The sequence below is a fragment of the Microbacterium plantarum genome, from assembly GCF_035231185.1.
Taxonomy (GTDB): Bacteria; Actinomycetota; Actinomycetes; order Actinomycetales; family Microbacteriaceae; genus Microbacterium; species Microbacterium plantarum.
This window is the reverse complement of sequence record NZ_CP141117.1, coordinates 619,952-643,006: the sequence shown is the minus strand read 5'-3', so window position 1 is coordinate 643,006 and position 23,055 is coordinate 619,952. Positions and strand designations below refer to the sequence as shown.

Sequence of the window (23,055 nt, the reverse complement as noted above, 5' to 3'; positions counted from 1 at the left end):
GCGGCGACGGGGCGCTCTTCCGCTTGACTCCGGCGCCTCCCACCCCTAGAGACGCGGTGAGAGGTCGGGACGCGTGAGCACCCCGAACTCGTGCCGCAGAGCGCTCAGAGCCGACCACCATCCGGCCAGCCCGTGAACGCCTGGGCCCGGGCTCGTCGAGGACGAGCACAGATAGACGCCGCCCATGGGCGTCCGCCACGGGTCGCGTGCGAGCAACGGGCGGGCGATCAGCTGATCGAGCGACGGGATGCCGGCGGAGATGTCACCCTCGGGATAGTTGAGGTTGCGCGCGGCGACCTGCTGCGCGGTCTCCGAGTGGGTCGCGAGGATCGTGTCGCGGAAGCCCGGCGCGAACCGCTCGATCTGGCGCACGATCGCCTCGGTCCGGTCGACCTCGCTGCCCGCGGGAACGTGCGTGTATGCCCACAGGGTGTGATGGCCCTCCGGCGCCCGGCCCGCATCGAACAGCGACGGCTGCGCGACGAGCACATACGGCGCGTCGGGCAGCCGGCCGGCGCGCACCGCGTTCTCGGAGGCGGCGATCTCCGGCCGGGTCCCGCCGACGTGGACAGTGCCGCTCTGCGCGATCGCGGGATCGCGCCACGGCACCGGCGCGGACAGGGCGAAGTCGACCTTCGCCACCGCGTCACCGTACCGGAAGCGCTCGAGGCGGCGCCGATAGCGCGTCGGCATCCGGTCCCCGGCGATCGCGATGAGGGCGCGCGGCGTCACGTCGAGCATCACGGCGCGCGCGCTCGGCAGCTCGTCGAGCGAATCGATACGGCGTCCCGAGAACAGCTCGCCGCCGTGCGCACGGATGTCGTCGACCATGGCGGCCACGATCGCCCCGCTTCCGCCGATCGGGATCGGCCACCCGCGGGCATGACCGTATGTCGCGAGGGTGAGGCCGCCGCCGGCTGCCGCGAGACTCGGGAGGCCGAGAATGGTGTGGGCCGCGACCCCCGACATGAGGGCCGGGGCCGCCTGCTCGCGGAACCGCAGGCTCCATGCCGGTGTCCCCTGCTCGAGGGTGCGCAGGCCGAACCAGGCCGCGGCGATCGGATCGCCGGGCACGCGCAGCAGCGATCCACCGGTGAAGTCCGCGATGCCGCGCACGCGCTCGACGAGCGGCGCCATCAGCCGGGCATACGCGCGGCCGTCGGCACCGAGCCCCTCCGCCGTGCGATCGAGATCGCGGTACGCCAGCGCCGCGCCGCCGTCGAGAGGGTGCGCGTACGACACCTCGGGCACGACGAACTCGACGCGGTGGCGCAGTCCGAACTCGCGGAAGAAGGCGGATTCGAATGCGAGCGGGTGCACCGCCGAGCACAGGTCGTGCAGGTAGCCGGGGAGGGTGATCTCCCCGGAGGCCGCCCCGCCGCCGAAGTGATCCTCGGCTTCGAACACCGCGACCGAGAGCCCGGAGCGCGCCAGGGTGACGGCCGCCGCCAGCCCGTTCGGCCCGGAGCCGACGATGACGGCGTCGTACTCGGTCGTCACCGTCCCGCGCCGCCCTCCGCGAGGTGCGCGAGCCGACGCAGGGTCTCGGCGTTGCGCACGTGCAGGGGCAGGTCGAGCAGCGGTTGCGGGATGAACGACCCCGGCCCCTCCGCGGCCACTTCCTGAATGCGCACGACGCAGTCATCGCCTCGGGGCTTGACGTCGATGGTGATGTGGGCTTCGCCGATCGGCCAGCCGCGCGCCTGCAGCACCATGCGGTGCGGCGGATCGAATTCGAGCACCGACGTGCTGTCGTCGATGACGAAGGGCCACACCCCGACGGAATGGTGCAGACGCGACCCCTTCTGGGGCCAGGCGGGACTGACATCGCGCATGCGCGAAGCACCGACGACCCACGCCGGGAACAGCCAGCCGTCGTTCAGGACCGCGAAGACGTCTTCGGGGGCGCAGTGCATGAGTCGGACGTTACGCGACATGGCAGTCTCCTCTCCGGGGCGGAGTCACGGCTGCAGCACCACCTTGATGCAACCGTCCTCCTTCTTCTGGAAAGTCTCGTAGAGGCCCGGCGCGTCGGACAGCGGCGCGCGGTGGGTCGTCAGATCCATGACGCCGAGCGGGTCAGCGGGGTCTTCGACGAGAGGCAGCAGGTCATCGATCCACCGCTTGACGTTGCACTGACCCATCCGAAGGCTCAGCTGCTTGTCGAACATCGTCTTCATCGGCATCATGTCGGCCTCGCCGGCGTACACGCCGCTGAGCGAGACGGTGCCGCCGCGGCGGACGATGTCGATCGACGAGTGGAGCGCCGCCAGCCGATCGAGCCCGCCGGTCTCCATGACCTTCTGAGCCAGGGCATCGGGCAGCAGCCCCAACGCCTTGTGCACCGTCGACACGGCGGGGTTCCCGTGGGCCTCCATGCCGACGGCATCCACAACGGCGTCCGCGCCGCGCCCGTCGGTGAGGTCGCGGAGTTCGTCGACCACTGAGTCGGTCAGGTCGAACACGTCCGCACCGTGCCGCTCCGCCATCGCTCGCCGTTCGGCGACCGGGTCGACCGCGAGCACCCGGTACCCTCGGTGCACACCGACGCGCGCGACGAACTGGCCGACGGGCCCCAGCCCCATCACCGCGAGAGTGCCGCCCTCGGGGACATCGGCGTACTCCACGCCCTGCCACGCCGTCGGCAGGATGTCGCTGAGGAAGAGGTACCGGTCGTCGGGGAGGTCGTTGCCGACGCGGATGTGGTTGTAGTCCGCGAGCGGCACCCGCAAGTACTCGGCCTGACCGCCGGGGACCTGGCCGTACAGCTTGGTGTAGCCGAACAGCGACGCGCCGCTGCCGTACTCGGTGACCTGCGTCGTCTCGCACTGCGACTGCAGCCCGCGCCGGCACATGAAGCAGTGCCCGCACGAGATGTTGAACGGCACGACGATGCGGTCTCCGACCGCCAGGTTCGTGACGGCCGAGCCGACCTCGACGACGACGCCCATCGGCTCGTGTCCGAGCACGTCGCCGCTGTCGATGAACGGCCCGAAGATCTCATACAGGTGCAGGTCGGAGCCGCAGATCGCGGTCGAGGTGATCCGCACGATCGCATCGGTGGGCTCGAGGATCTCGGGGTCGGGCACCGTCTCGACGGAGACGTTGCGGCGCCCCTGCCAGGTGAGGGCCTTCATCGCTCGACCTCCGGCTCGTCACCGTCGGCCTCGGGCGTACCGGGCCCAGGTCCCGGACGCACGGCGGCCGAGTCGGCGATGTCGATGCGCGTGACGCCGTCGTGCTCGCTCGTCTCGATCCGCGGCGCCGCGTCGGCCTCGGTCGATCCGCCGGCGCGCAGCAGTTCCTCGCGGCGGGCGTCTTCGTCGGTCAGGGGTTCGGATGCGTCGGACATGGGGTGACCGTAGGCACATCGTCCCGCCCGGGGCGAGGGGATGGCGGGGGTCGGACAAGCGTGATAGCCAGAGACGACGACCCCATCTCGGAAGGAGACCGTCGATGTCACGAGACGACGCGAAGCCCAGCCAGGCCGAAGGCGCCGACCCCGATCACCCCGACACGGGCGAAGCCCCGGAAGAGGAGACGGGACACCCCTCGCAGGCTGAGGGCGAAGACAGCTGACACGACGAAGCGGGGGCCGACACCACTGATATGGAGTCGGCCCCCGCTTCGTTCGGGAGTCAGGCGCTGCGCTCGGCGATCTCGTCGAGGGCGGAAGCGAGGAGGTCGATGACCTCGGCCGCGATGGCGGTACGCTCAGGGTCGAGCTCATCGATGACCGTCACAATCGCTCGGTGATGGGCGGCGAAGGCGGCATCCACCCGCTCGACGGCGGCGGCGGTCGGAACGAGGTAGTGCGCCCGGCGGTCGCTGGGGTGCTGCACGCGCTCGACCAGGCCCTTCGAGGCGAGACGCTCGACGACATTGGTGACCGTGGCGCTCGAGGTGGCGAGCATGACGATGAGGTCCTTGGGCCCGAGATCGCGGCCGTCGCGGTGTCCCTGAACGAGGTAGCGCAGCGCGGTCAAGTCGATCGCCGACAGCTCGGAGGCGCGCACGGCGAGCCCGGCCTGCACCTGTTCCGCACGCCGCAGACGCAGGACGGCGTCGCTCAGCCGACGACCGACCTCGTCACGAGGTTGATCCGCGTACAGGTGAAGTCCTTCATGACGGACGACGTTTCGAGGCATCGGGTTGCCACCTCCTCCGACAGCATCCTAGAACACTAGCCCAGCTTGACAGATTCTGTCTTTCACAGATGGTGAGATACATAGGATCTAAGAATTGACAGAAACTGTCTTGTCTGGCTAGATACTTAACGAGGGAACCAACACTTCACTCGCTCATCGACGATCTCAGGAGGACAGCATGGGACAGCTCCACTACGGAAACTCCGACACCCGAATCGAGATCCCGGACCGCCTGCTCGCGCACCTCAAAGTCGTCATCGCGACGAAGCTGCGGCGCAACGAGAGCTTCATGATGTCGTGGACGGCCGACGACGGTCGTTCCTCGATCTGGCTGCAGCCGTCCATCCCGCTGCGCTTCGTCTTCGAAAGCGCCGACATGGAGGTCCTCAACCCGGCCGCCATCCGCGACATGGCCAATGCGGCGACGTCGTCCGCCGGACTCGTCGTCGCGCTGGACCAGGAGATCCCCGAGGCCCCGCAGCGTGAGCTGCGGCCGGTGACCGCCGGAGTGCCGCGACTGAAGGTCCCGGCGTAACCCGTACCGAACACTTCACGCCGTCGTCGGTCGTTCCTATAATCGGAACGTCCGGCGGCGGCGTTGCCGTCGGTGCTCGAAAAATGGGCACGAAGCGGCATCCGCGCGTGAGACACATACGGCCTCCATCACCGTTCCGTCTCGAAAGGCATCGCCATGCCCTCCGTCTCCGCGCACGTCGCCGCCGCCCTCTCCCGACACGTCTCGCACGTCTTCGGCGTGATGGGCAATGGCAACGCACACCTGCTCGATGCGCTCGAGCGCTCCCCCGGCGTCACCTTCACCGCGCTCCGTCATGAGGCGGGCGGCGTGGTGTCCGCCGATGCCCACTACCGTGCCGGCGGAGGCCTCGCGGCCGCGACCGCGACGTACGGAGCGGGGTTCACCAACACCCTGACACCGCTCGCGGAGGCAGCGCAGGCACGCACCCCGCTGGTCCTCGTCGTCGGCGATGCGCCGACGTCCGGCCCGCGCCCGTGGGACGTCGACCAGATCGCGCTCGCCTCGGCGGTCGGAGTCCGCACCTACACGGTGGGCCGGGCGGATGCCGCGGCCACGACCGTCATCGCGATCGAGCACGCCCTCGCGTACTCCTCCCCCGTCGTGCTGGCGATCCCCTACGACGTCGCCAAAGCCGACGCCGGCCCGCTCACCTGTACCCCCGAGCCGCGACGAGCGCCTGAGCTCGCTCCCGCCACGCCGTTCGCGACCGGAACCGTGACGCAGATCGCCCGCGCACTGGCGGGCGCGCAGCGGCCCCTCCTCCTCGCGGGCCGCGGCGCGTGGCTCGCCGGAGCGGGCACCGCTCTCGGCGCGATCGCCGACGCGACGGGAGCGGTGACCGCGACCACGGCTCTCGGGCGCGGGGTCTTCCCGCGTCCGGAGTTCGATCTCGGCGTGACCGGCGGATTCGGCGCCGACGGGGCGATGTCCGTCATCCGCGACGCCGATGTCGTGCTCGTCGTCGGCGCGTCTCTCAACCAGTTCACGATGCGGTTCGGGACTCTGTTCGCCCCCGGGACGACGGTCGCTCAGATCGACACGGCACCCACGGCGACGCATCCGCACGTCGGGCTCTACCTGCGTGCCGACGCGGCCCTCGCGGCCCGGGCGATCGCCGACGAGCTCGCCGCGCTCGTCGCTCCGGCGAGCGGATGGCGCGAGTCGCTCGACATCGCCGCCCTGCGCGACCATCTCCCCGGCGACGCCCTCGCCCCCGACGGGCGTCTCGACCCGCGGTCCGCCGCGCGGCGGATCGGAGAGCTGCTGCCCGAGGACCGCGTCGTCGTGTCGGACGGTGGCCACTTCATCGGATGGGCGAACATGTACTGGCCCGTGTCGTCACCCGACCGGATGATGATGGTCGGCACCGCCTATCAGTCGATCGGCCTCGGCTTCCCCTCGGTCCCCGGCGCAGCCCGCGCCCGTCCCGACGCGACGATCGTGCTGACGACGGGCGACGGCGGCGGTCTCATGGCCGTCAGCGACCTCGAGTCGGCCGTCCGGGTCGCCGGCGGCCGTGGCCTCGCCGTCGTGTGGAACGACCGCGCGTACGGCGCCGAGGTGCACCTGTACGGCGCGCAGGGCCTCGCCCCCGCCCCCATGCTCATCCCCGAGGTCGACTTCGCCGCGCTGTGCCGCGCGGTCGGCGGCGAGGCCGTCGTGGTGCGCACGCTCGACGATCTCGAGGCCCTCGCCCGGTGGCGCGATCGCCCCGCCGATGAGCGCCCGTTCCTCCTGCTCGACCTGCGGGTGTCGGCGACGATCCGCGCCCCGTACCAGGAGGAGATCCTCCGCGTGAACTCCTAAGGCGAAGCCCTAGGCCCGCAGCAGGGCTCCCGCGAAGAAGGCGGTCAGCTCGTCGGTCGCGGTGAGCGGCAGGACGGCGGCGACGTACTGGTCGGGGCGGACGACAACGACGACTCCGTCGCGCGAGAGCCCGCGCTCGTCGAAGATGTCGGCATCGTGCCACGCGCTCGGTGCCGCGGCGAACACCTTCTCCCAGTCCGTCAGGCCGAGCGGGCCGGTGCGGGGGCGGAAGATGTCGGGCACGAGCGGCAGCTCAATCTCGTCGTACCGCTGCTGGTACACCACCTTGACGTCGAACACCGCGTCGACGTCGACGCCCGCGGGGGTGTGCACGGACACCGGCGACACGGGCGACGCGAGCCACCGCGCGAAGTCGTCGAGCGCGGACGGCGCGCCCGGCAACGGGGCGTCGGCGAACGCGTAGATGCGCCACCGCCCGTCGGCCCGGGCATGGTGACCCAGGTGCACGGCGTTGCCGTCGGCGACGCGCGCGACCTCGACCGACGCGAATCGCATGCCGATCGGGAAGCCCGAAGCGAGGTCCTGGTGCGCGGCATCCGCGACGATCTCCGACGGGTCGTACCGGGTGCGGAAGCCGGAGGGGAACTCCGCCGTCGCGAGGTAGTGGGTCGCGAGATCCTGCGGGTCGGTGATCTCCTCGGGCTTGCGCGCCATGAGGGCCGACCACTCCCGGTCGAAGTCGATCAGCTGCTGCGCGACGGGGCGTCGTTCCGCCCCGTACGTCGTCAGCAGCGACGGCGCCGCCAGGCCCGTCAGGACGTGGCCGAGCTTCCACCCCAGATTGAACCCGTCCTGCATCGAGACGTTCATCCCCTGCCCGGCCTTCGCGCTGTGGGTGTGGCAGGCGTCGCCGGTGAGGAACACGCGCGGCGCGCGCGGGGCGCCCGCCGGCACGTCGTCGAAGCCGTCGGTGACGCGATGCCCCACCTCGTAGACGCTGTGCCAGGCGACTTCTCTCACGTCGATCGAGTACGGGTGCAGGATCGCGTTGGCTCGCCGGATGATCTCGTCGATCGGCGTCTGCCGCACGCGGTGATCGTCATCGGGGGCGACCTCGCCGAGGTCGATGTACATGCGGCTGAGGTAGCCGCCCTCGCGCGGGATGTGCAGGATGTTGCCCGCCGCGGAGTTGATCGCGCACTTGATGCGCCAGTCGGGGAAGTCGGTGTTCACCAGCACGTCCATGACGCCCCAGGCGTGCGCCGACGCCGCCCCGACGTGGACCCGGCCGATCGCGTCGCGCACGCGGCTGCGCGCGCCGTCGCATCCCGCGACGTACTTCGCGCGGATGGTGCGCTCCTCACCCGCCCGGGCGCCCGCGACATGACGCACCCGCACCTCGACGGGGAACTCGCCCTCCTCGCCGACGGTCAGCCCGAGGAACTCGACGCCGTAGTCGGGCACGACGCGCCCCGGTCCCTGCGCCGCGGCCTCGGCGAAGTAGTCGAGCACGCGCGCCTGGTTGACGATCAGGTGCGGGAACTCGCTCATCCGCAGCGCATAGTCCTCCGTGCGCATGGTGCGCACGATGCGCGTCGGATTCTCCGGGTCGGGTGCCCAGAAGTTCATCCAGCCGATGTTGTAGGCCTCCGCCATGATGCGCTCGGCGAATCCGAACGCCTGGAAGGTCTCCACGCTCCGCGGCTGGATGCCGTCTGCCTGCCCCAGCTCGAGACGCCCCTCGCGGCGCTCGATCAACCTCACGTCGACATCGGGGAACTGCGACAGCTGCGCCGCCAGCAGCATCCCCGCCGGTCCCGAGCCGACGATGAGGACGTCGGTCTCGTCGGGCAGCTCGGCGGGGCGGTGCAGCCCGCGACCGGCCGCGGGCTGCACGCGCGGATCTCCCGAGACGTAGCCGTGATGATGGAACTGCATCGTGCCCTCCTCGCCGCCGCGGTCAGCGCCGGCCGGTGCCGACGATCGGGCTGACCGACTGCTCGGCCTCGTGGTCGGGGTCGAGCGGGATGCCGCTGCGGTCGCGCAGCAGCAGCGTCGCGACGAGCCCGAGCACCGTCATCCCCGCCAGGTACCAGGTCACCGACATGGTCGATCCCGTCGCCTGCACGAGCGCGGTCGCGATCGTCGGCGCGAACGCGCCGCCGAGGATGGCGCCGATGGCGTAGGAGATCGAGACGCCCGAGAACCGGATGGATGCCGGGAAGAGCTCGGCGTACAGGGCGGCCTGCGGGCCGTACGTCAGGCCCAGGCCGATCGTCAGGATCGCCAGCCCGGCGAAGAGGAGGCCGATGCTTCCGCTGTTCACGAGCGGGAAGAGAGCGAACACGCCCGCGAGCTGGAGGATCCAGCCGGCGATGTAGGTCGTGCGGCGCCCGATGCGGTCGGAGAGGAACCCGGCGATGAGCGTCGTGACGAGCCAGGTGACCGCCGAACCGGCGACCGCCCACAGGACCGGTTCGCGGTCGAACCCGAGCGGTCCGTCGGGGTTGGTGGCGTAGTTCTGGATGTAGCCGCCGGTGGTCATGTAGCCGACGGCGTTGTTCCCCGCGAAGACGAACGCGGCGATGATCACGAGAGCGGCGTGCTTGCGGAAGAGCTGCACGATCGGCATGTGGGCCTTCTCGCGCCGCTCGGCGAGCTCGGTGAACACGGGGCTCTCCTCCACGCGGCGACGCACGTACCAGCCGACGAGGATGAGCACGACGCTCAGGAGGAACGGGACCCGCCAGCCCCAGGCCAGGAACGCCTCGCCGGGAGCGATCATGGCCATGAGCGCCATCACTCCGGACGCGAGGAGGAGGCCGAGCGGTACGCCGATCTGCGGCGACGCGCCGAATGCGCCACGGCGCGTCTTCGGGGCGTGCTCGACGGCCATGAGCACGGCACCGCCCCATTCGCCGCCGGCCGAGATGCCCTGGACGATGCGCAGCAGCACGAGGATGACCGGCGCGGCGAGGCCGATCGTCTCGTACGTGGGCAACAGGCCGATCAGTGCCGTCGCGACGCCCATGAGGATGAGCGTCCACATCAGGACGAGCTTGCGCCCGAGCCGGTCGCCGAGGTGGCCGGCGAGGAAGGCGCCGAGGGGCCGGAAGAGGAAGCTCACCCCGACGGTGGCGAAACCGATCAGCGCGCTGTTGGCGCCGAGCGGGGCGAAGAAGAGCTGGCCGAAGACCAGCCCGACCGCCGTGGCGTAGATGAAGAAGTCGTACCACTCCACCGTCGTCCCGACGACGGTGGCGAAGACCACGCGGCGGCGGTCGGCGGCGGTGGCGATGGTCCCGGTCGGGGTGAAGCCGCTGCGTGCGGCCGGACCGGGGGTGGATGTGGGGGTGCTCATCTTCGTGCTCCCGAGGTGTCGACGACGTTGTCTGCAGACGTTGTTCTGCTGGCGATGATCATATACGATTTCGAATATGAGACAAGAGCGAGGAAGCTCCGGTCGACCGGGCAAGATCATCGCGGTCCACCTGAGCTATGCATCCCGGGCCGCGCAGCGCGGGCGCACGCCCACCGCCCCCTCGTACTTCCTGAAGGCGTCGAGCTCGATCGCCGGGAGCGGCGACACGGTCGAACGCCCGGCGGGTACCGAGCTGCTGGCGTTCGAGGGCGAGATCGCGCTCGTCATCGGGCGCGACGCGCACCGGGTCGGCCTCGCCGAGGCCTGGGACCACGTCGCCGCCGTCACCGCGGCCAACGACCTCGGCGTCTACGACCTGCGCGCCGCCGACAAGGGATCGAACCTCCGCTCGAAGAGCCGCGACGGCTTCACTCCCCTCGGCCCCGACCTCATCGACGCCCGGACCGTCGACCCGCACCGTCTCCGCGTCCGCGCCTGGGTCAACGGCGACCTCGTGCAGGACGACACCACCGGCGGCCTGCTGTTCCCGCTGGCGCAGATCGTCGCCGACCTCTCGCAGCACCTGACCCTCGAGACCGGCGACGTCATCCTGACCGGCACGCCGGCCGGATCGTCGGTCATCGTCCCCGGCGACGTCGTCGAGATCGAGGTCGACGCGCTCGACACCGGCGCCACGTCGGGACGACTCGTGACGACCGTCGTCGCCGACGAGGGCGCCGCGTTCGATCCCGCGCTCGGCTCGCTTCCCACGGTCGACGACATCCAGCGCGAGGAGGCCTGGGGATCGCGCGAAGCTGCCGGGCTGCCGGACGAGCCGGCATCCGGCCTCACCGACGATCTCCGGGCCAAGCTCGAGCGCGTGCCCGTCGCGGCACTGTCGCAGCAGCTGCGCAAGCGCGGGCTCGACGACGTGACGATCGACGGCGTGCGGCCGATGCACCCCGCCAGCAAGCTCGTCGGAACGGCCGCCACGCTGCGGTTCGTGCCGTTCCGCCCCGACCTCTTCGCCCGGCACGGCGGCGGCTTCAACGCGCAGAAGCAGGTGTTCGACGCGGTCTCGCCCGGCGAGGTCATCGTCATCGAGGCGCGCGGCGAGACCGGATCGGGCACGCTCGGCGACATCCTGGCCCTCCGCGCCCGGACCCGGGGAGCCGCCGGCGTCGTCACCGACGGCGGCGTGCGCGACTACGCCGCCGTCGCCGAGATCGGCCTGCCCGTCTATGCCGCGGGCGCGCATCCGGCCGTCCTCGGGCGCAAGCACGTTCCGTGGGAGGCGGGCGGAACCATCGCCTGCGGCGGCGCGACCATCCAGCCCGGAGACGTCATCGTGGGCGACGCCGACGGGGTCATCGTCATCCCGCCATCTCTCGTCGCCGAGGTCGTCGATGCGGCCCTCGCTCAGGAGAACGAGGACGCCTGGATCGCCGCGCGCGTGGCGGAGGGCGCCTCGGTCGACGGACTGTTCCCGATGAACGCGGCCTGGCGCGCCCGGTACGACGGCGAGCGCGACGCATGACCTCCCCCACGCCTCCCCTGCCCGAGACGCAGAGCAAGTCGCAACGCGCGTATCACTGGATCCGCGAGCGCATCGCCGAGCAGGAGTTCACCCCGGGGTACCGGCTCGTGCTCGGGACGATCGCCGGCGAGCTCGACATGAGCGTCGTCCCGGTGCGCGAGGCGATCCGCCAGCTCGAGGCCGAGGGCCTCGTGACCTTCGAGCGCAACATCGGCGCCCGCGTGGCGATGGTCGACGACTCGCAGTACCGCTTCAGCATGCAGGCGCTGTCGATCCTCGAGGGCGCCGCGACGGCGCTCGCGGCGCGCGCGCTGAGCGTCGACGACATCCGGCGTGCGCGCGAGATCAACGCGCTGATGACCGAGTCTCTCGATCACTTCGATCCGCGCTCGTTCACCCGGTTGAACCAGGAGTTCCACGCGACGCTGTTCGAGCAGTGCGCCAACCCTCGAATGCTCGAACTCGTGCAGGCCGAATGGGCACGGCTCGGACACCTGCGCGACTCGACCTTCAGCTTCGTCCCGGGCCGCGCGCAGGAGTCGGTGCGGGAGCACGAGCACATCCTGGCGCTGATCGAACGAGGGGCGCCCCTCACCGAGATCGAGCACGCCGCGCGGCGCCACCGCTCGGCCACCCTCGACGCCTACATGACGCACGAGCACCCCGATCAGGCGCTCGGCCTGCCCAACTTCTGACCGCCCCCTGCTGCAAGGACGCACGAGATGACCGACACGACGCTCACCGCCCCCCACACGCCCGCGGACCTGCCCGGCGCCATCCGTCACTACATCGACGGGTCGCTCGTCGACTCGGTCGACGGCGCGACGTTCGACGTGCTCGACCCCGTCACCGGACGCGTGTACCTGCAGGCGGCCGCCGGCAAGAAGGCCGACGTCGATGCGGCCGTCGCGGCAGCCCGCCGCGCGTTCGCCGAGGGGCCGTGGCCGCGGATGCTCCCGCGCGAGCGCTCGCGCGTGCTGCACCGCATCGCCGACCTGGTCGAGTCTCGCGACGCCCGCCTCGCCGAGCTCGAGTCGTTCGACTCCGGACTCCCCATCACGCAGGCGCTCGGCCAGGCCCGGCGGGCCGCCGAGAACTTCCGGTTCTTCGCCGACCTGATCGTCGCCCAGGCCGACGACACCTACAAGGTGCCCGGCCGTCAGATCAACTACGTCAACCGCAAGCCCATCGGCGTCGCCGGCCTCATCACGCCGTGGAACACCCCGTTCATGCTCGAGTCGTGGAAGCTCGCCCCGGCGCTCGCCACCGGCAACACGGTCGTGCTGAAGCCCGCCGAGTTCACGCCCCTGTCCGCGTCGCTGTGGGCGGGCATCTTCGAGGAGGCCGGACTGCCGCCGGGGGTCTTCAACCTGGTCAACGGCCTCGGCGAGGACGCGGGCGACGCGCTCGTGAAGCACCCCGACGTGCCGCTCATCTCGTTCACGGGCGAGAGCTCGACGGGGCAGCTGATCTTCGCCAACGCGGCGCCGCACCTCAAGGGACTGTCGATGGAGCTGGGCGGGAAGAGCCCGGCGATCGTCTTCGCCGACGCGGATCTCGACGCGGCGATCGACGCCACGATCTTCGGTGTGTTCTCTCTCAACGGCGAGCGCTGCACGGCCGGCAGCCGCATCCTCGTCGAGCGCGCGGTGTACGACGAGTTCGTCGAACGCTACGCCGCGCAGGCCCAGCGGGTGCGAGTCGGCTTCCCCCACGACCCGGCGACCGAGGTGGGCGCGCTCGTGCATCCCGAGCACTTCGAGAAGGTCATGTCGTACGTCGAGCTCGGAAAGAGCGAGGGCCGCCTCGTCGCCGGCGGCGGACGCCCCGAGGGGTTCGAGAGCGGCACCTTCGTCGCCCCGACCGTGTTCGCCGACGTCGCTCCGACGGCGCGGATCTTCCAGGAGGAGATCTTCGGCCCGGTCGTCGCGATCACCCCGTTCGACACGGATGCCGAGGCGCTGGACCTCGCCAACGACACGAAATACGGGCTCGCCGCCTACGTCTGGACCAACGACCTGAAGCGGGCGCACAACTTCTCGCAGGCCGTGGAGGCGGGGATGGTCTGGCTCAACTCCAACAACGTGCGCGACCTGCGCACCCCGTTCGGCGGGGTCAAGGCGTCCGGCCTCGGCCACGAGGGCGGCTACCGGTCGATCGACTTCTACACGCACCAGCAGGCGGTGCACATCACCCTCGGCGCGGTCCACAACCCGACTTTCGGCAAGAGCTGACCCGCCGCCCGGAACCGCCGGACCCACCCGACATCGAGAGCAAGGACGCTGTCATGACCCACCGCGACCAGATGACCCGGACCTCCTCGGGCTACTTCGTCAGCCAGGAGGCGCCGATCACCTGCGACGACCCGATCCCGACGCCGACGGCGCCGGCGCCCGACATCCTCCGCTGCGCCTACATGGAGCTGGTCGTCACCGACCTCGCCGCCTCACGGGAGTTCTACGTCGACGTGCTCGGGCTCTACGTCACAGAGGAGGACGACGAGGCGATCTACCTCCGTTCGACCGAGGAGTTCATCCACCACAACCTGATCCTGCGTCAGGGACCGGTCGCCGCCGTCGCGGCGTTCTCGTACCGCGTCCGGTCGGCCGACGACCTCGACCGCGCCGTCGCGTTCTACACCGAGCTGGGCTGCCGGGTGGAGCGGCGGCCGGGTGGCTTCGTGCGAGGCATCGGCGACTCTGTCCGCGTCGAGGATCCGCTCGGCTTCCCGTACGAGTTCTTCTTCCAGACCGAGCACGTCGAGCGCCTCTCGTGGCGCTACGACCTCCACACGCCCGGCGAGCTCGTGCGTCTGGATCACTTCAACCAGGTGACCCCGGACGTCCCGCGCGCCGTGCAGTTCATGCAGTCGCTCGGGTTCCGGGTGACCGAGGACATCCAGGATGACGCGGGCACGGTGTACGCGGCATGGATGCGGCGGAAACCGACCGTCCACGACACCGCGATGACCGGCGGTGACGGCCCCCGGATGCACCACGTGGCCTTCGCGACGCACGAGAAGCACAACATCCTCGCGATCTGCGACAAGCTCGGCGCGCTCCGCCGATCGGACGCGATCGAGCGGGGGCCGGGGCGCCACGGCGTCTCGAACGCGTTCTATCTCTACCTGCGCGACCCCGACGGACACCGCGTCGAGATCTACACGCAGGACTACTACACCGGCGACCCCGACAATCCCGTCATCACGTGGGACGTGCACGACAACCAGCGCCGCGACTGGTGGGGCAACCCCGTCGTGCCCTCCTGGTACACCGAGGCCTCCCTCGTCCTCGACCTCGACGGGAAGCCCCAGCCGCTCCGCGCCCGCACCGACGACTCGGAGATGGCCGTCACGATCGGCGCCGACGGGTTCTCGTACACCCGACCGGGCGACGACGGGTTGCCCGAGTACAAACAGGGCGAGTACAAGCTCGGCAACCAGCTCTGACCTCCAACCAACTCTGAGAGGACGCTCATGCTCTCCCCCGACGACATCGCCGCCATCGCGGACGACCTGGCCGAGGCCGATCGCACCCACGGCGTCATCCCGCGCATCACGGCACGGTATCCCGGCGCCACCGTCGAGGACTCGTACGCCATCCAGGGCGTGTGGCGCGACCGGATGATCGCCTCGGGCCGCCGGCTCGTGGGACGCAAGATCGGTCTGACCTCCCGAGCGATGCAACAGGCGACCGGAATCACCGAGCCCGACTACGGCGTCATGTTCGACGACACGGTCTACGGCTCGGGCGCCGAGATCGCCACCGAGCGGTTCTCGAACGTGCGCGTCGAGGTCGAGCTCGCCTTCGCGCTCGCCCGTCCCCTCGCCGGGCCGGACTGCACGCTCGACGACGCGCTCGACGCGATCGACTATGCCGTCCCGGCCCTCGAGATCCTCAACTCGCACATCGAGCTCGAGGGGCGCACGATCGTCGACACGATCGCCGACAACGCCGCTTACGGTGCGATGGTGCTCGGCACCGAGCGGCGACGTCCCGACGAGATCGACCTGCGGTGGGTGCCGGCGCTGCTCTCGCGCAACGGCGAGATCGAGGAGACCGGGGTGGCGGCGGGTGTCCTCGGCCATCCCGCGACGGGGGTCGCCTGGCTCGCCAACAAGGTGTCGCAGCACGGCGCGCGCCTGGAGGCGGGTGAGCTGATCCTCGCCGGGTCGTTCACGCGGCCGATGTGGGTGTCGCGCGGCGACGAGGTCCGCTGCGACTATGGCCCGATGGGAGTGATCGCATGCCGTTTCGTCTGACACCGACCTTCCGCGACGCCCTCGCTCGCGCGGACCGCCCGCTCGCGGGGATGTGGGTGTGCTCCGGGTCGCCGCTGGTCGCCGAGATCTGCGCCGGCGCCGGACTCGACTGGCTGCTCATCGACATGGAGCACTCTCCCAACGGAATCGAGTCCGTGCTCGCCCAGTTGCAGGCCGCCGCCGCGACACCGGTCACGACGATGGTGCGGGTTCCGACCGCTGACCCCGTCGTGATCAAGCAGGTGCTCGACCTCGGTGCGCAGAACCTGCTCGTGCCGATGGTGTCGTCGGTCGCCGAGGCCGAGGCGGTCGTGCGCGCGGTGCACTATCCGCCCCGCGGCATCCGGGGCGTCGGTTCCGCCCTCGCCCGTTCGGCCCGCTGGAACCGCGTCGACGACTACCTGGCCGAGGCCGAGCAGCACGTGTCGCTCGTCGTGCAGATCGAGACCGCCGCGGGGGTCGACGCCGCCGCGGGCATCGCTGCGGTCGACGGGATCGACGGCGTGTTCGTCGGCCCGAGCGATCTCGCCGCCTCGATGGGGCTGCTCGGACAGCAGTCCCACCCCGACGTGGTCGCCGCCGTCCGTCGCGTCTTCGCCGACGCCCGGTCCGCCGGCACACCGGCGGGCGCGAACGCCTTCGACCCCGCGCTCGCGCGCGGCTACGCCGAGGCCGGGGCGGACTTCCTGCTCGTCGGCGCCGACGTCGCGCTGCTGGCCCGCGGCTCGGAAGCGCTCGCGGCGGCCTGGGTGCCCGAGGCCGACCGCACCACCCGCGCCGGATACTGACGCGGGATCACCCCGGCACGGCGCGTGCGATGTGGAGAGCGAGGTAGGCGACCTCCTCGTCGGTGATCTCGATGTCGTGCTGCGTCCGCACGAGCGCACGCACGCGTTCGGCCGTCGCCGTCGCCCGAGGATGCCGCCGGCTCATGCTCTCGAAGAGGAAGCCGTCGTCGCTGTCGAGCATGCGCCCCGAGAACACCCGCTCGGCGAAGAACTGCAGGTGCACGAGGAAACGCGACGAATGCAGGTCGTCGCCGAAGGCGATCCCCGTGGTGTTCGACACGATCGTGGTCGCCGCCGAGATGAGCCGTACGACATGCATCGTGTCGGCACCGGCCCGCCCGTTGGCGGCGTTCGCGAGGTGGAACGCGATGTTGGCGGCCTCTTCGTCCGGCACATCCACGCGCATGCGCGCCCGCAGCAGCTCGACACCGCGGGATCCGACGGCGTACTCGTCGGGGTAGACGGTGCGTAGTTCCCATGCGAGCCGGTTCACGACGACGAGACCGCGACGGTGACGCTCGACGGCGAAGTGAAGGTGGTCGGTGAGCGTGAGGTAGATGTGCGGATCGAGATCGAGCCCCGAGGCCACGGCGTCACGGACGATCTCCCGGGTGAGCTCGACGAACTCACCCGGGATCTGCGCGAGCAGCTCGACGAGGTTCCGCTGATCGGCGTCGTCGAGCGCGACGAACACCCGATCGGTCGCGCCCTCGTCGACGACGTCGCCGGGTTTGGCACCGAATCCGATGCCCTTGCCCAGCAGCACCCGCTCGACGCCGCGCTCGTCATCGACGAGCACGACGCTCGAGTTGAGCACCTTCTTGATGATCTGCATGCCCGTCCTCATCGACCCGGCCTCACGCTCGTGGAGCAGGAGGGTCACCCGAGATCTGCGCCGTTCGTGGCGATCACCCGCTGGTACCACCAGAACGAATCCTTGCGCCGACGCTCACCGCTGCCCTGACCGAGATCGTCGAGGTCGACGTGAATGAAACCGTATCGCTTCGAGATCTGCGACGACGACGCACTGATGATGTCGATCGGCGCCCAGCTGGTGTAGCCCATCAGCTCGACGCCCTCGTCGACGGCCCGGATCATCTCGCGGAAGTGCGCCCGGAAATAGTCGATGCGGTAGGGGTCGTGGACGCGCCCGTCGGCGGTCAGCTCATCGCGCATGCCCAGCCCGTTCTCGACGATGAACAGCGGCTTGCCGTAGCGGTCGTACAGATCGATGAGCGAGATCCGCAGCCCGACCGGGTCGATCTGCCAGCCCCACTCGCTGGACTCGAGGTAGGGGTTCTTGACCCCGAGCACCGTGTTCCCCGGGGTCCGCTCGGCATCCGGGTCGACGGACTCGGCGAGGGTCATGTAATACGACAGCGAGATGAAATCGACGGGGTGCTCGCGCAGCAGCTCGGCATCCCCCTCGGCGAACGGGATCTCGACGCCCTGTCGCGCGAGCGCGTTCAGGGCGAGGCGGGGGTAGGCGCCGCCGGCCTGGACATCCGTGCAGAGGTAGAGCAGCCGGTCCTTCGCCTGGGTCGCGGCGATGTCGTCGGGGTGGCACGTCAGCGGGTAGGTCTTCAGCATGGTCAGCATGCAGCCCATCTGCGACTCGGGCCACATCTCGTGCAGCATCCGCGTCACCGAGGCCGAGGCCACGAACTGGTGATGGAGGGCGGTGTAGCAGGCCTGCAGGATGCTGCCTTCGACGGTCTCCTCGATGATGCCGCCCGAAGTGAGCGGATGCCGCACGATGCCGTCGATTTCGTTGAACGACAGCCACAGCTTGACCAGGTGCCCGAAGCGCTCGAAGCACGTGCGGGCGAAGCGCTCGAACAGGGCGATCGTGCCGCGATCGACCCAGCAGTTGTTCTTCAGGGCGAGGGCAAGCGGCGGGTCGTAGTGCGAGAGCGTGACGAGCGGTTCGATGCCCAGCCGCCGCATCTCGGTGAACAGCCCCTCGTAGAAGGCGATGCCGTCCTCGTTGGGTTCGGTCTCCTCGCCCGTCGGGTACAGCCGCGTCCACGCGATCGACACGCGCAGCACCGTGAACCCCATCTCGGCGAACAGGGCGAGATCCTCGGGATACCGGTGGTAGAAGTCGATGCCGCGGCGCTTGGGGTAATACGTCTCGTCATCATCGGCCATGGCGGCGGTGATGCTCTCGACCGTGTGCGCGTGATGGATCGCGTATTCGCGGGGGTCGACGTTCGGACGATACTTCGCGATGTCCGAGACGGCCGGACCGCGGCCGCCCTCGCGCCACGCGCCCTCGGCTTGATTGGCGGCGAGCGCGCCGCCCCACAGGAACGAATCAGACAGTGCCACGAGCGGCCTCCTTGGTACGAGCGGTGAAGATGCCGGTGCCCGCCTCGACGGGCCCGGTGAGGGCTTCGACGACCTCGAACGCGTCGCCGTTGAGGACGACGACCGGGGTGATCGTGTCGAAGCCGGCGAGGTGGATCGCCTCGAGGTCGGCCTCGAGGATCAGCTGCCCGCGTTCGACGCGATCGCCCTGCGCGACGTGGGCGACGAAGGGAGCTCCGTCGAGCTTGACCGTGTCGAGCCCGACGTGGACGAGGATCTCGACGCCGTCGTCGCCGGTGATGCCGAAGGCGTGCTTCGAGGGCAGCAGGCTCGAGACCACTCCCGACAGCGGCGCGTACACGGCGCCCGCACTGGGGCGGATCGCGACGCCGTCGCCGAGGATGCCGCCGCCGAAGACCGGGTCGTCGACGCGGTCGAGCGGGACGACCTCGCCCGCGACGGGGGCGACGAGGCGGCCGTCGCCGACCGGGTTGGGCGCGATCCCGCCCGCCGGGCCGGTCTGAGCCTCGAGGGCGCGGATCGTGCCCGAGTCGGAGTCCTTCCAGATGACGAGCGCGACGACGAAGGCGGTCGCGAAGGCGACGAGCGCCCCGATGACGGCATGGATGAGGTTCCACGGGTTGAGCACGTCGATGAACATCGAGATGCTCGCAGCCCCCGGGCTGACGAGCGCGAAGGCGCCCACGGCGGCGATGCCCAGGTAGACGCCGCCGGTCAGCGAGCCGGCGATCACCGCGAACAGCGCACGGCGGTTCTGCAGCGTCACGCCGTAGAGCGCGGGCTCGGTGATGCCGAAGAACGCGGAGACGCCCGACGAGATGGCCGTGCCGCGCAGAGTCCTGTTGCGGGTGCGGATAGCGACGGCCAGGCTCGAGCCCGATTCGGCGATGTTGTGGGCGAGCGAGGCCACGAGGTAGAAGGGGTCACGCCCCTGCTGTGCGACGGCGGCGATCGTGGGCGGGATGAACGCCTTGTGCATGCCCACCGAGATGATGAAGGGGAGCACGGCTGCCAGCAGCGCGATAGCGACCCAGCCGAGCGTGCCGTACAGCCAGAGCATGCCGCCGGTGAGCAGCGATCCGAGGCCGTAACCGAGGGGCCCGAGGGCGAAGATCATGATCGGCGAGACCACGATGAAGCACAGCAGCGGCACGAAGAAGGTGCGGATGGGCCCGGGCGTGATCTTCGTCGCCAGCTTCTCGACGGGCCACAGCAGCAGCACCGCGAGGATCGGCGGGAAGACCTGGGCGTTGTAGGAGATCGCGGGGATGGCGAGGCCGAAGAGCGCGACACCGCCCTCCTGCGTCAGCAGACCGGAGAACGTCGGGAACACCAAGAGCCCGACGATGCCGAGAGCCAGCGGGATGTTGACGCCCAGCTTCTTCGCGGCAGTGTAAGTCACCAGCAGCGGCAGGAAGAAGAACACCGCGTCGGGGATCGCCGAGAGCACCTGGTAGCTGGGGTCGGTCGTCTGCATCCACCCGAGCGCCGAGGCGAGGATCAGGAACGACTTGAAGATGCCCGCGCCGGCGATGGCCGGGATGATCGGGGTGAACACCGCGACGACGAAGTCCATGATCGCCGAGCCCGCGCGCTTCCATGTCAGCTTCGGACGGGTCTCCCCCGCCGCACGTGCCGCCGCACGCCCGCCGCGCAGCTTCTCGATCTCGGTGAAGTAGTCGCCCACCTTCGACCCGACGATGATCTGGGTCTGCGGACCGCGCACGACGCCGATGACGCCGGGCACCGCCTTCAGAGCCGCCTCATCGGCGCGGGCGTCGTCGACGAGATTGAATCGGAGCCGCGTCGAGCAGTGCTGCAGGGCGGCGATGTTCTCGGGTCCGCCGACGTGCTCGAGGATCGCGCCCGCGGCGTCCTTCGTGGTGGTCATCTTCGTTTTCCTCCTGTGGAATCCCGGACCGTACCGCCGGAGCGGCTCCGCTCCGGCCCCGGTCGGAGGCAATAAAAAAAGGACCCGACCGCCGTGCGATGCACGTACGTTCGGATCCTGCCTGCATGACCAGTCACATGTCCGAGATGATCGTCGCACGTTCCACGGCGGCACGCAAACGAGCACGGCGGGGCCGTCGCGCGGATGCGACGATGGGTGCATGACGCAGACGCATCTCATCACGGGCGCGGGCTCGGGCATCGGACTCGCGATCGCGCGCCGGCTCGCCGACCGTGGCGACCGGCTCGTGCTCCTCGGCCGGAACGAGGCCCGCGCGGCCGAGCTCACGGAGCTCCTCCCGGACGCCGTCGGCGTCGCCGCGGACCTGCGCGAGCCCGCGGCCCTCGCCGGCGCGCTCGCGGACCGGCTGCCGGAGGCGATCGACACCGTCATCCACGGCGCGGGCGTCGTCGAGCTGGGTCCTGTTGCCGAGCTGCCCGTCGCCGCATGGACCGATCAGCTCACCGTCAACCTCATCGCCGCCGCCGAGCTCACCCGCCTCGCTCTGCCCGCGGTACGGGCCGCGCGCGGTCAGATCCTGTTCGTCAACTCCGGCGCCGGCCTCACGGCGCACCCGGCGTGGAGCGCCTACGCCGCGTCGAAGCACGGACTCAAGGCCCTCGCCGACGCGCTGCGCGGCGAGGAGGCCGCCCACGGCGTCCGCGTGACGACGGTCTACCCGGGGCGGACCGCCACGCCGATGCAGGCGGAGGTGCACCGCCAGGAGGGCCGCGACTACGACCCCGCCGCCTTCATCGATCCCGAGTCGGTCGCGACGACCGTGCTCGCCGCCCTCGACCTGCCACGAGACGCCCTGGTCCCGGACGTGTCCGTGCGTCCCGGCCCCCGGTGACGTCGACGTGGCCGGCTCCGACCTTCCTCCCGGGCGTCACCTCGCACTGACCTGGGGCATCGCCGTTCCCTACGGGGGCATGACCACCGCCCTGCTCGATCGCAGCCGCCTCTTCGCCGAGGCCGGAACTCCGGTCGACGTGCTCACCCTCGACGACCGCGCGTTCCCCCTGCCGCCGGTCACCGACCCCGACGCCACGACGCCCGTGACGATTCGCAACCTCTACGACTGGCCACGGACCGGCGGCGTGCATCCCGGCACGGGGCTCCCCGACGCACCGCCCGCGCTCGATCCCGCGGACGACGGCGTCATCATCGATGAGGCGAACGACGTCATCCTCCGCCGCCTGCGGCTCGGCGCCGACGGCAAACCGGTGGACATCGACCACCTCCGCCCCGATGGCACGATCGCGCTGTCGGAACGACGGGTCGGCGCCCGGGGCCGCCTCCTCCTGGCCCGCGACGCCGACGGCCGACCGGTCCGCGCCTGGCGCCGACGCTACGACTTCTACGCCGACTGGCTCGACCACCTCGTGGGCGACGGCGAGGCGTTCCTCATCGTCGACAGCAAAACCGTTGCGCCCTTCGCGGCGGGATACCGGCGACGCCGGGTCACGACCGTGCACGTCATCCATGGCTCGCACCGGGGGCCGAAACCGGGCTCGGTGCGAGCATCGCGCCAGGCGGTGTTCTCGCGACTGACCGATTTCGACGCCGTCGCATTCGCCACCGACGCCCAGGCCGCCGACGTGAGGGCGATCGTGGGGCCGCGCCCGTTCCTGGCGAGCGTCGCCCACCCGGTCTCGCTCATCGACGCCGCGACCCTGCCGACGGAGGCCGCGCGAACCGGCGCCGTCGTCATCGCCCGGCTCGAAGCGATCAAGCGGGTGGAGGATGCCGTCGCGGCGGTGCGCCTCGTGCACAGCGACGACGGACCGCGCGTCCCCCTCGACATCTACGGCACGGGTTCTCGCGCCGCCGAGCTCGCCGTCCTCGCCGAGGACGACGACGCGATCCGCTTCCACGGGCACACCGACGAGCCGGCAGCGGCCATGGCCACCGCCAGCGTCCTTCTGCTCACGAGCAGATCGGAGGCGTTCGGTCTGGTCCTCCTCGAGGCGATGGCCGCGGGCTGCCTCCCCATCGCCTACGACATCGCCTACGGACCGGCCGAGCTGATCCGCCACGGCGAGAACGGATGGCTCGTCGCGGACGGCGACGTCGGCGCCCTCGCGGACGCCGTGCGAGCCGCGGTCGAGCTCGACCCCGTCCGGCGGGCCGCGATGCGGGAGAACGCCCGAGCGACCGCATCCGAGTACAGCGACGCGCGCATCCGCCGCCGCTGGGCGAGCATCTTGCGCGCGGCTCGCCGCCGGGGGCGCACCCGCGGCGGACTGCGCCGGTTGTCGGCGGCGGCGCGTCGCGTCGTCGGCGACGTGCGACGACGACTGCACCGCTCCACCCGCTAGCCCGCCGTCCGCCAGCTCGTCAAGGGGCACTCGCAACAGCGGGCCCCTGGTG

General features: G+C 70.6%; 21 protein-coding genes. 11 read left to right on the top strand and 10 right to left on the bottom strand.

The window, feature by feature from the left end; all coding sequences use genetic code 11:
* Positions 1–45: 45 nt before the first annotated feature.
* From VC184_RS03005 to VC184_RS02990, 4 genes are read right to left on the bottom strand one after another with little or no spacing between them, the layout of a single operon-like run.
* Positions 46–1,500 carry a phytoene desaturase family protein gene (locus tag VC184_RS03005; RefSeq protein WP_323987256.1) on the bottom strand — a complete coding sequence of 485 codons (1,455 nt, stop codon included), beginning with the start codon at positions 1,498–1,500 and terminating at the stop codon, positions 46–48.
* Complete coding sequence (locus VC184_RS03000; RefSeq protein WP_323987255.1) at positions 1,497–1,937, bottom strand: SRPBCC family protein; 441 nt, start codon at positions 1,935–1,937, stop codon at positions 1,497–1,499. Before VC184_RS03000 ends, VC184_RS03005 begins: the two co-directional genes overlap by 4 nt.
* 24 nt (positions 1,938–1,961) lie before the next feature.
* Positions 1,962–3,137, bottom strand: coding sequence for a zinc-dependent alcohol dehydrogenase (locus VC184_RS02995; protein ID WP_269267250.1), 1,176 nt, complete (start codon positions 3,135–3,137; stop codon positions 1,962–1,964).
* Positions 3,134–3,352 (bottom strand): multidrug transporter, encoded by a 219-nt coding sequence (locus tag VC184_RS02990; protein ID WP_112616536.1) that lies wholly within the window; start codon positions 3,350–3,352, stop codon positions 3,134–3,136. Before VC184_RS02990 ends, VC184_RS02995 begins: the two co-directional genes overlap by 4 nt.
* A 104-nt stretch (positions 3,353–3,456) precedes the next feature.
* Between VC184_RS02990 and VC184_RS02985 the strand changes: the two genes are divergently transcribed.
* Positions 3,457–3,579, top strand: coding sequence for a hypothetical protein (locus tag VC184_RS02985; protein WP_258524624.1), 123 nt, complete (start codon positions 3,457–3,459; stop codon positions 3,577–3,579).
* A gap of 59 nt (positions 3,580–3,638) precedes the next feature.
* Here VC184_RS02985 and VC184_RS02980 read toward each other — a convergent pair whose 3' ends face one another.
* A complete protein-coding gene (locus VC184_RS02980; protein ID WP_274178396.1) occupies positions 3,639–4,148 on the bottom strand; it encodes a MarR family winged helix-turn-helix transcriptional regulator in 510 nt (169 codons plus the stop codon).
* A 178-nt stretch (positions 4,149–4,326) separates the two neighbouring features.
* Between VC184_RS02980 and VC184_RS02975 the strand changes: the two genes are divergently transcribed.
* Both VC184_RS02975 and VC184_RS02970 read left to right on the top strand, forming a co-directional pair.
* A complete protein-coding gene (locus VC184_RS02975; protein ID WP_269267244.1) occupies positions 4,327–4,683 on the top strand; it encodes a DUF7882 family protein in 357 nt (118 codons plus the stop codon).
* Positions 4,684–4,839: 156 nt separating this feature from the next.
* Complete coding sequence (locus VC184_RS02970; RefSeq protein WP_323987254.1) at positions 4,840–6,492, top strand: thiamine pyrophosphate-binding protein; 1,653 nt, start codon at positions 4,840–4,842, stop codon at positions 6,490–6,492.
* A 9-nt stretch (positions 6,493–6,501) separates the two neighbouring features.
* On the opposite strand, the gene VC184_RS02965 is transcribed toward VC184_RS02970, so the two are convergent.
* Together VC184_RS02965 and VC184_RS02960 are read right to left on the bottom strand one after the other, a co-directional pair.
* Complete coding sequence (locus VC184_RS02965) at positions 6,502–8,391, bottom strand: FAD-dependent monooxygenase (protein ID WP_323987253.1); 1,890 nt, start codon at positions 8,389–8,391, stop codon at positions 6,502–6,504.
* A gap of 22 nt (positions 8,392–8,413) precedes the next feature.
* Positions 8,414–9,814: an MFS transporter gene (locus VC184_RS02960; protein ID WP_274178393.1), complete on the bottom strand. Its 1,401-nt coding sequence runs from the start codon at positions 9,812–9,814 to the stop codon at positions 8,414–8,416.
* 76 nt (positions 9,815–9,890) lie between these two features.
* Here VC184_RS02960 and VC184_RS02955 point away from each other — a divergent pair, with 76 nt between their 5' ends.
* From VC184_RS02955 to VC184_RS02930, 6 genes are read left to right on the top strand one after another with little or no spacing between them, the layout of a single operon-like run.
* A complete protein-coding gene (locus tag VC184_RS02955) occupies positions 9,891–11,351 on the top strand; it encodes a fumarylacetoacetate hydrolase family protein (RefSeq protein WP_323987252.1) in 1,461 nt (486 codons plus the stop codon).
* Positions 11,348–12,046: a GntR family transcriptional regulator gene (locus VC184_RS02950; protein ID WP_114589260.1), complete on the top strand. Its 699-nt coding sequence runs from the start codon at positions 11,348–11,350 to the stop codon at positions 12,044–12,046. Before VC184_RS02955 ends, VC184_RS02950 begins: the two co-directional genes overlap by 4 nt.
* Positions 12,047–12,073: 27 nt before the next feature.
* Positions 12,074–13,585 (top strand): 5-carboxymethyl-2-hydroxymuconate semialdehyde dehydrogenase, encoded by a 1,512-nt coding sequence (gene hpaE, locus VC184_RS02945; RefSeq protein WP_282502073.1) that lies wholly within the window; start codon positions 12,074–12,076, stop codon positions 13,583–13,585.
* Positions 13,586–13,638: 53 nt separating this feature from the next.
* On the top strand, positions 13,639–14,799 hold the full coding sequence (gene hpaD, locus VC184_RS02940; protein WP_114589187.1) for a 3,4-dihydroxyphenylacetate 2,3-dioxygenase: 1,161 nt from the start codon (positions 13,639–13,641) through the stop codon (positions 14,797–14,799).
* Between the two features lie 27 nt (positions 14,800–14,826).
* Positions 14,827–15,612 (top strand): 2-keto-4-pentenoate hydratase, encoded by a 786-nt coding sequence (locus tag VC184_RS02935; RefSeq protein WP_282502071.1) that lies wholly within the window; start codon positions 14,827–14,829, stop codon positions 15,610–15,612.
* Positions 15,597–16,400: an HpcH/HpaI aldolase family protein gene (locus tag VC184_RS02930; protein WP_282502070.1), complete on the top strand. Its 804-nt coding sequence runs from the start codon at positions 15,597–15,599 to the stop codon at positions 16,398–16,400. Before VC184_RS02935 ends, VC184_RS02930 begins: the two co-directional genes overlap by 16 nt.
* Positions 16,401–16,407: 7 nt before the next feature.
* Here the strand turns inward: VC184_RS02930 and VC184_RS02925 are convergent, their stop codons facing one another.
* Genes VC184_RS02925 through VC184_RS02915 form a run of 3 tightly spaced genes read right to left on the bottom strand, consistent with a single transcriptional unit; the run spans position 16,408 to position 20,622 of the window.
* Positions 16,408–17,235 (bottom strand): PRD domain-containing protein, encoded by an 828-nt coding sequence (locus VC184_RS02925; protein WP_112616976.1) that lies wholly within the window; start codon positions 17,233–17,235, stop codon positions 16,408–16,410.
* 44 nt (positions 17,236–17,279) lie between these two features.
* Positions 17,280–18,731 (bottom strand): family 1 glycosylhydrolase, encoded by a 1,452-nt coding sequence (locus VC184_RS02920; protein ID WP_282502069.1) that lies wholly within the window; start codon positions 18,729–18,731, stop codon positions 17,280–17,282.
* Complete coding sequence (locus tag VC184_RS02915) at positions 18,718–20,622, bottom strand: beta-glucoside-specific PTS transporter subunit IIABC (protein WP_323987251.1); 1,905 nt, start codon at positions 20,620–20,622, stop codon at positions 18,718–18,720. Before VC184_RS02915 ends, VC184_RS02920 begins: the two co-directional genes overlap by 14 nt.
* A gap of 220 nt (positions 20,623–20,842) precedes the next feature.
* Between VC184_RS02915 and VC184_RS02910 the strand changes: the two genes are divergently transcribed.
* Together VC184_RS02910 and VC184_RS02905 are read left to right on the top strand one after the other, a co-directional pair.
* Positions 20,843–21,535: an SDR family oxidoreductase gene (locus VC184_RS02910; RefSeq protein WP_323987250.1), complete on the top strand. Its 693-nt coding sequence runs from the start codon at positions 20,843–20,845 to the stop codon at positions 21,533–21,535.
* Positions 21,536–21,614: 79 nt separating this feature from the next.
* Positions 21,615–23,003 carry a glycosyltransferase gene (locus tag VC184_RS02905; protein ID WP_323987249.1) on the top strand — a complete coding sequence of 463 codons (1,389 nt, stop codon included), beginning with the start codon at positions 21,615–21,617 and terminating at the stop codon, positions 23,001–23,003.
* Positions 23,004–23,055 lie beyond the last annotated feature (52 nt).

Excerpts from the sequence above, each read along its gene's own strand:
- VC184_RS03000 (WP_323987255.1), bottom strand. The coding sequence starts at position 1,937 with ATGTCGCGTAACGTCCGACTCATGCACTGCGCCCCCGAAGACGTCTTC.
- VC184_RS02995 (WP_269267250.1), bottom strand. The coding sequence starts at position 3,137 with ATGAAGGCCCTCACCTGGCAGGGGCGCCGCAACGTCTCCGTCGAGACG.
- VC184_RS02990 (WP_112616536.1), bottom strand. The coding sequence starts at position 3,352 with ATGTCCGACGCATCCGAACCCCTGACCGACGAAGACGCCCGCCGCGAG.
- VC184_RS02985 (WP_258524624.1), top strand. The coding sequence starts at position 3,457 with ATGTCACGAGACGACGCGAAGCCCAGCCAGGCCGAAGGCGCCGACCCC.
- VC184_RS02980 (WP_274178396.1), bottom strand. The coding sequence starts at position 4,148 with ATGCCTCGAAACGTCGTCCGTCATGAAGGACTTCACCTGTACGCGGAT.
- VC184_RS02975 (WP_269267244.1), top strand. The coding sequence starts at position 4,327 with ATGGGACAGCTCCACTACGGAAACTCCGACACCCGAATCGAGATCCCG.
- VC184_RS02970 (WP_323987254.1), top strand. The coding sequence starts at position 4,840 with ATGCCCTCCGTCTCCGCGCACGTCGCCGCCGCCCTCTCCCGACACGTC.
- VC184_RS02965 (WP_323987253.1), bottom strand. The coding sequence starts at position 8,391 with ATGCAGTTCCATCATCACGGCTACGTCTCGGGAGATCCGCGCGTGCAG.
- VC184_RS02960 (WP_274178393.1), bottom strand. The coding sequence starts at position 9,814 with ATGAGCACCCCCACATCCACCCCCGGTCCGGCCGCACGCAGCGGCTTC.
- VC184_RS02955 (WP_323987252.1), top strand. The coding sequence starts at position 9,891 with ATGAGACAAGAGCGAGGAAGCTCCGGTCGACCGGGCAAGATCATCGCG.
- VC184_RS02950 (WP_114589260.1), top strand. The coding sequence starts at position 11,348 with ATGACCTCCCCCACGCCTCCCCTGCCCGAGACGCAGAGCAAGTCGCAA.
- hpaE (WP_282502073.1), top strand. The coding sequence starts at position 12,074 with ATGACCGACACGACGCTCACCGCCCCCCACACGCCCGCGGACCTGCCC.
- hpaD (WP_114589187.1), top strand. The coding sequence starts at position 13,639 with ATGACCCACCGCGACCAGATGACCCGGACCTCCTCGGGCTACTTCGTC.
- VC184_RS02935 (WP_282502071.1), top strand. The coding sequence starts at position 14,827 with ATGCTCTCCCCCGACGACATCGCCGCCATCGCGGACGACCTGGCCGAG.
- VC184_RS02930 (WP_282502070.1), top strand. The coding sequence starts at position 15,597 with ATGCCGTTTCGTCTGACACCGACCTTCCGCGACGCCCTCGCTCGCGCG.
- VC184_RS02925 (WP_112616976.1), bottom strand. The coding sequence starts at position 17,235 with ATGCAGATCATCAAGAAGGTGCTCAACTCGAGCGTCGTGCTCGTCGAT.
- VC184_RS02915 (WP_323987251.1), bottom strand. The coding sequence starts at position 20,622 with ATGACCACCACGAAGGACGCCGCGGGCGCGATCCTCGAGCACGTCGGC.
- VC184_RS02910 (WP_323987250.1), top strand. The coding sequence starts at position 20,843 with ATGACGCAGACGCATCTCATCACGGGCGCGGGCTCGGGCATCGGACTC.
- VC184_RS02905 (WP_323987249.1), top strand. The coding sequence starts at position 21,615 with ATGACCACCGCCCTGCTCGATCGCAGCCGCCTCTTCGCCGAGGCCGGA.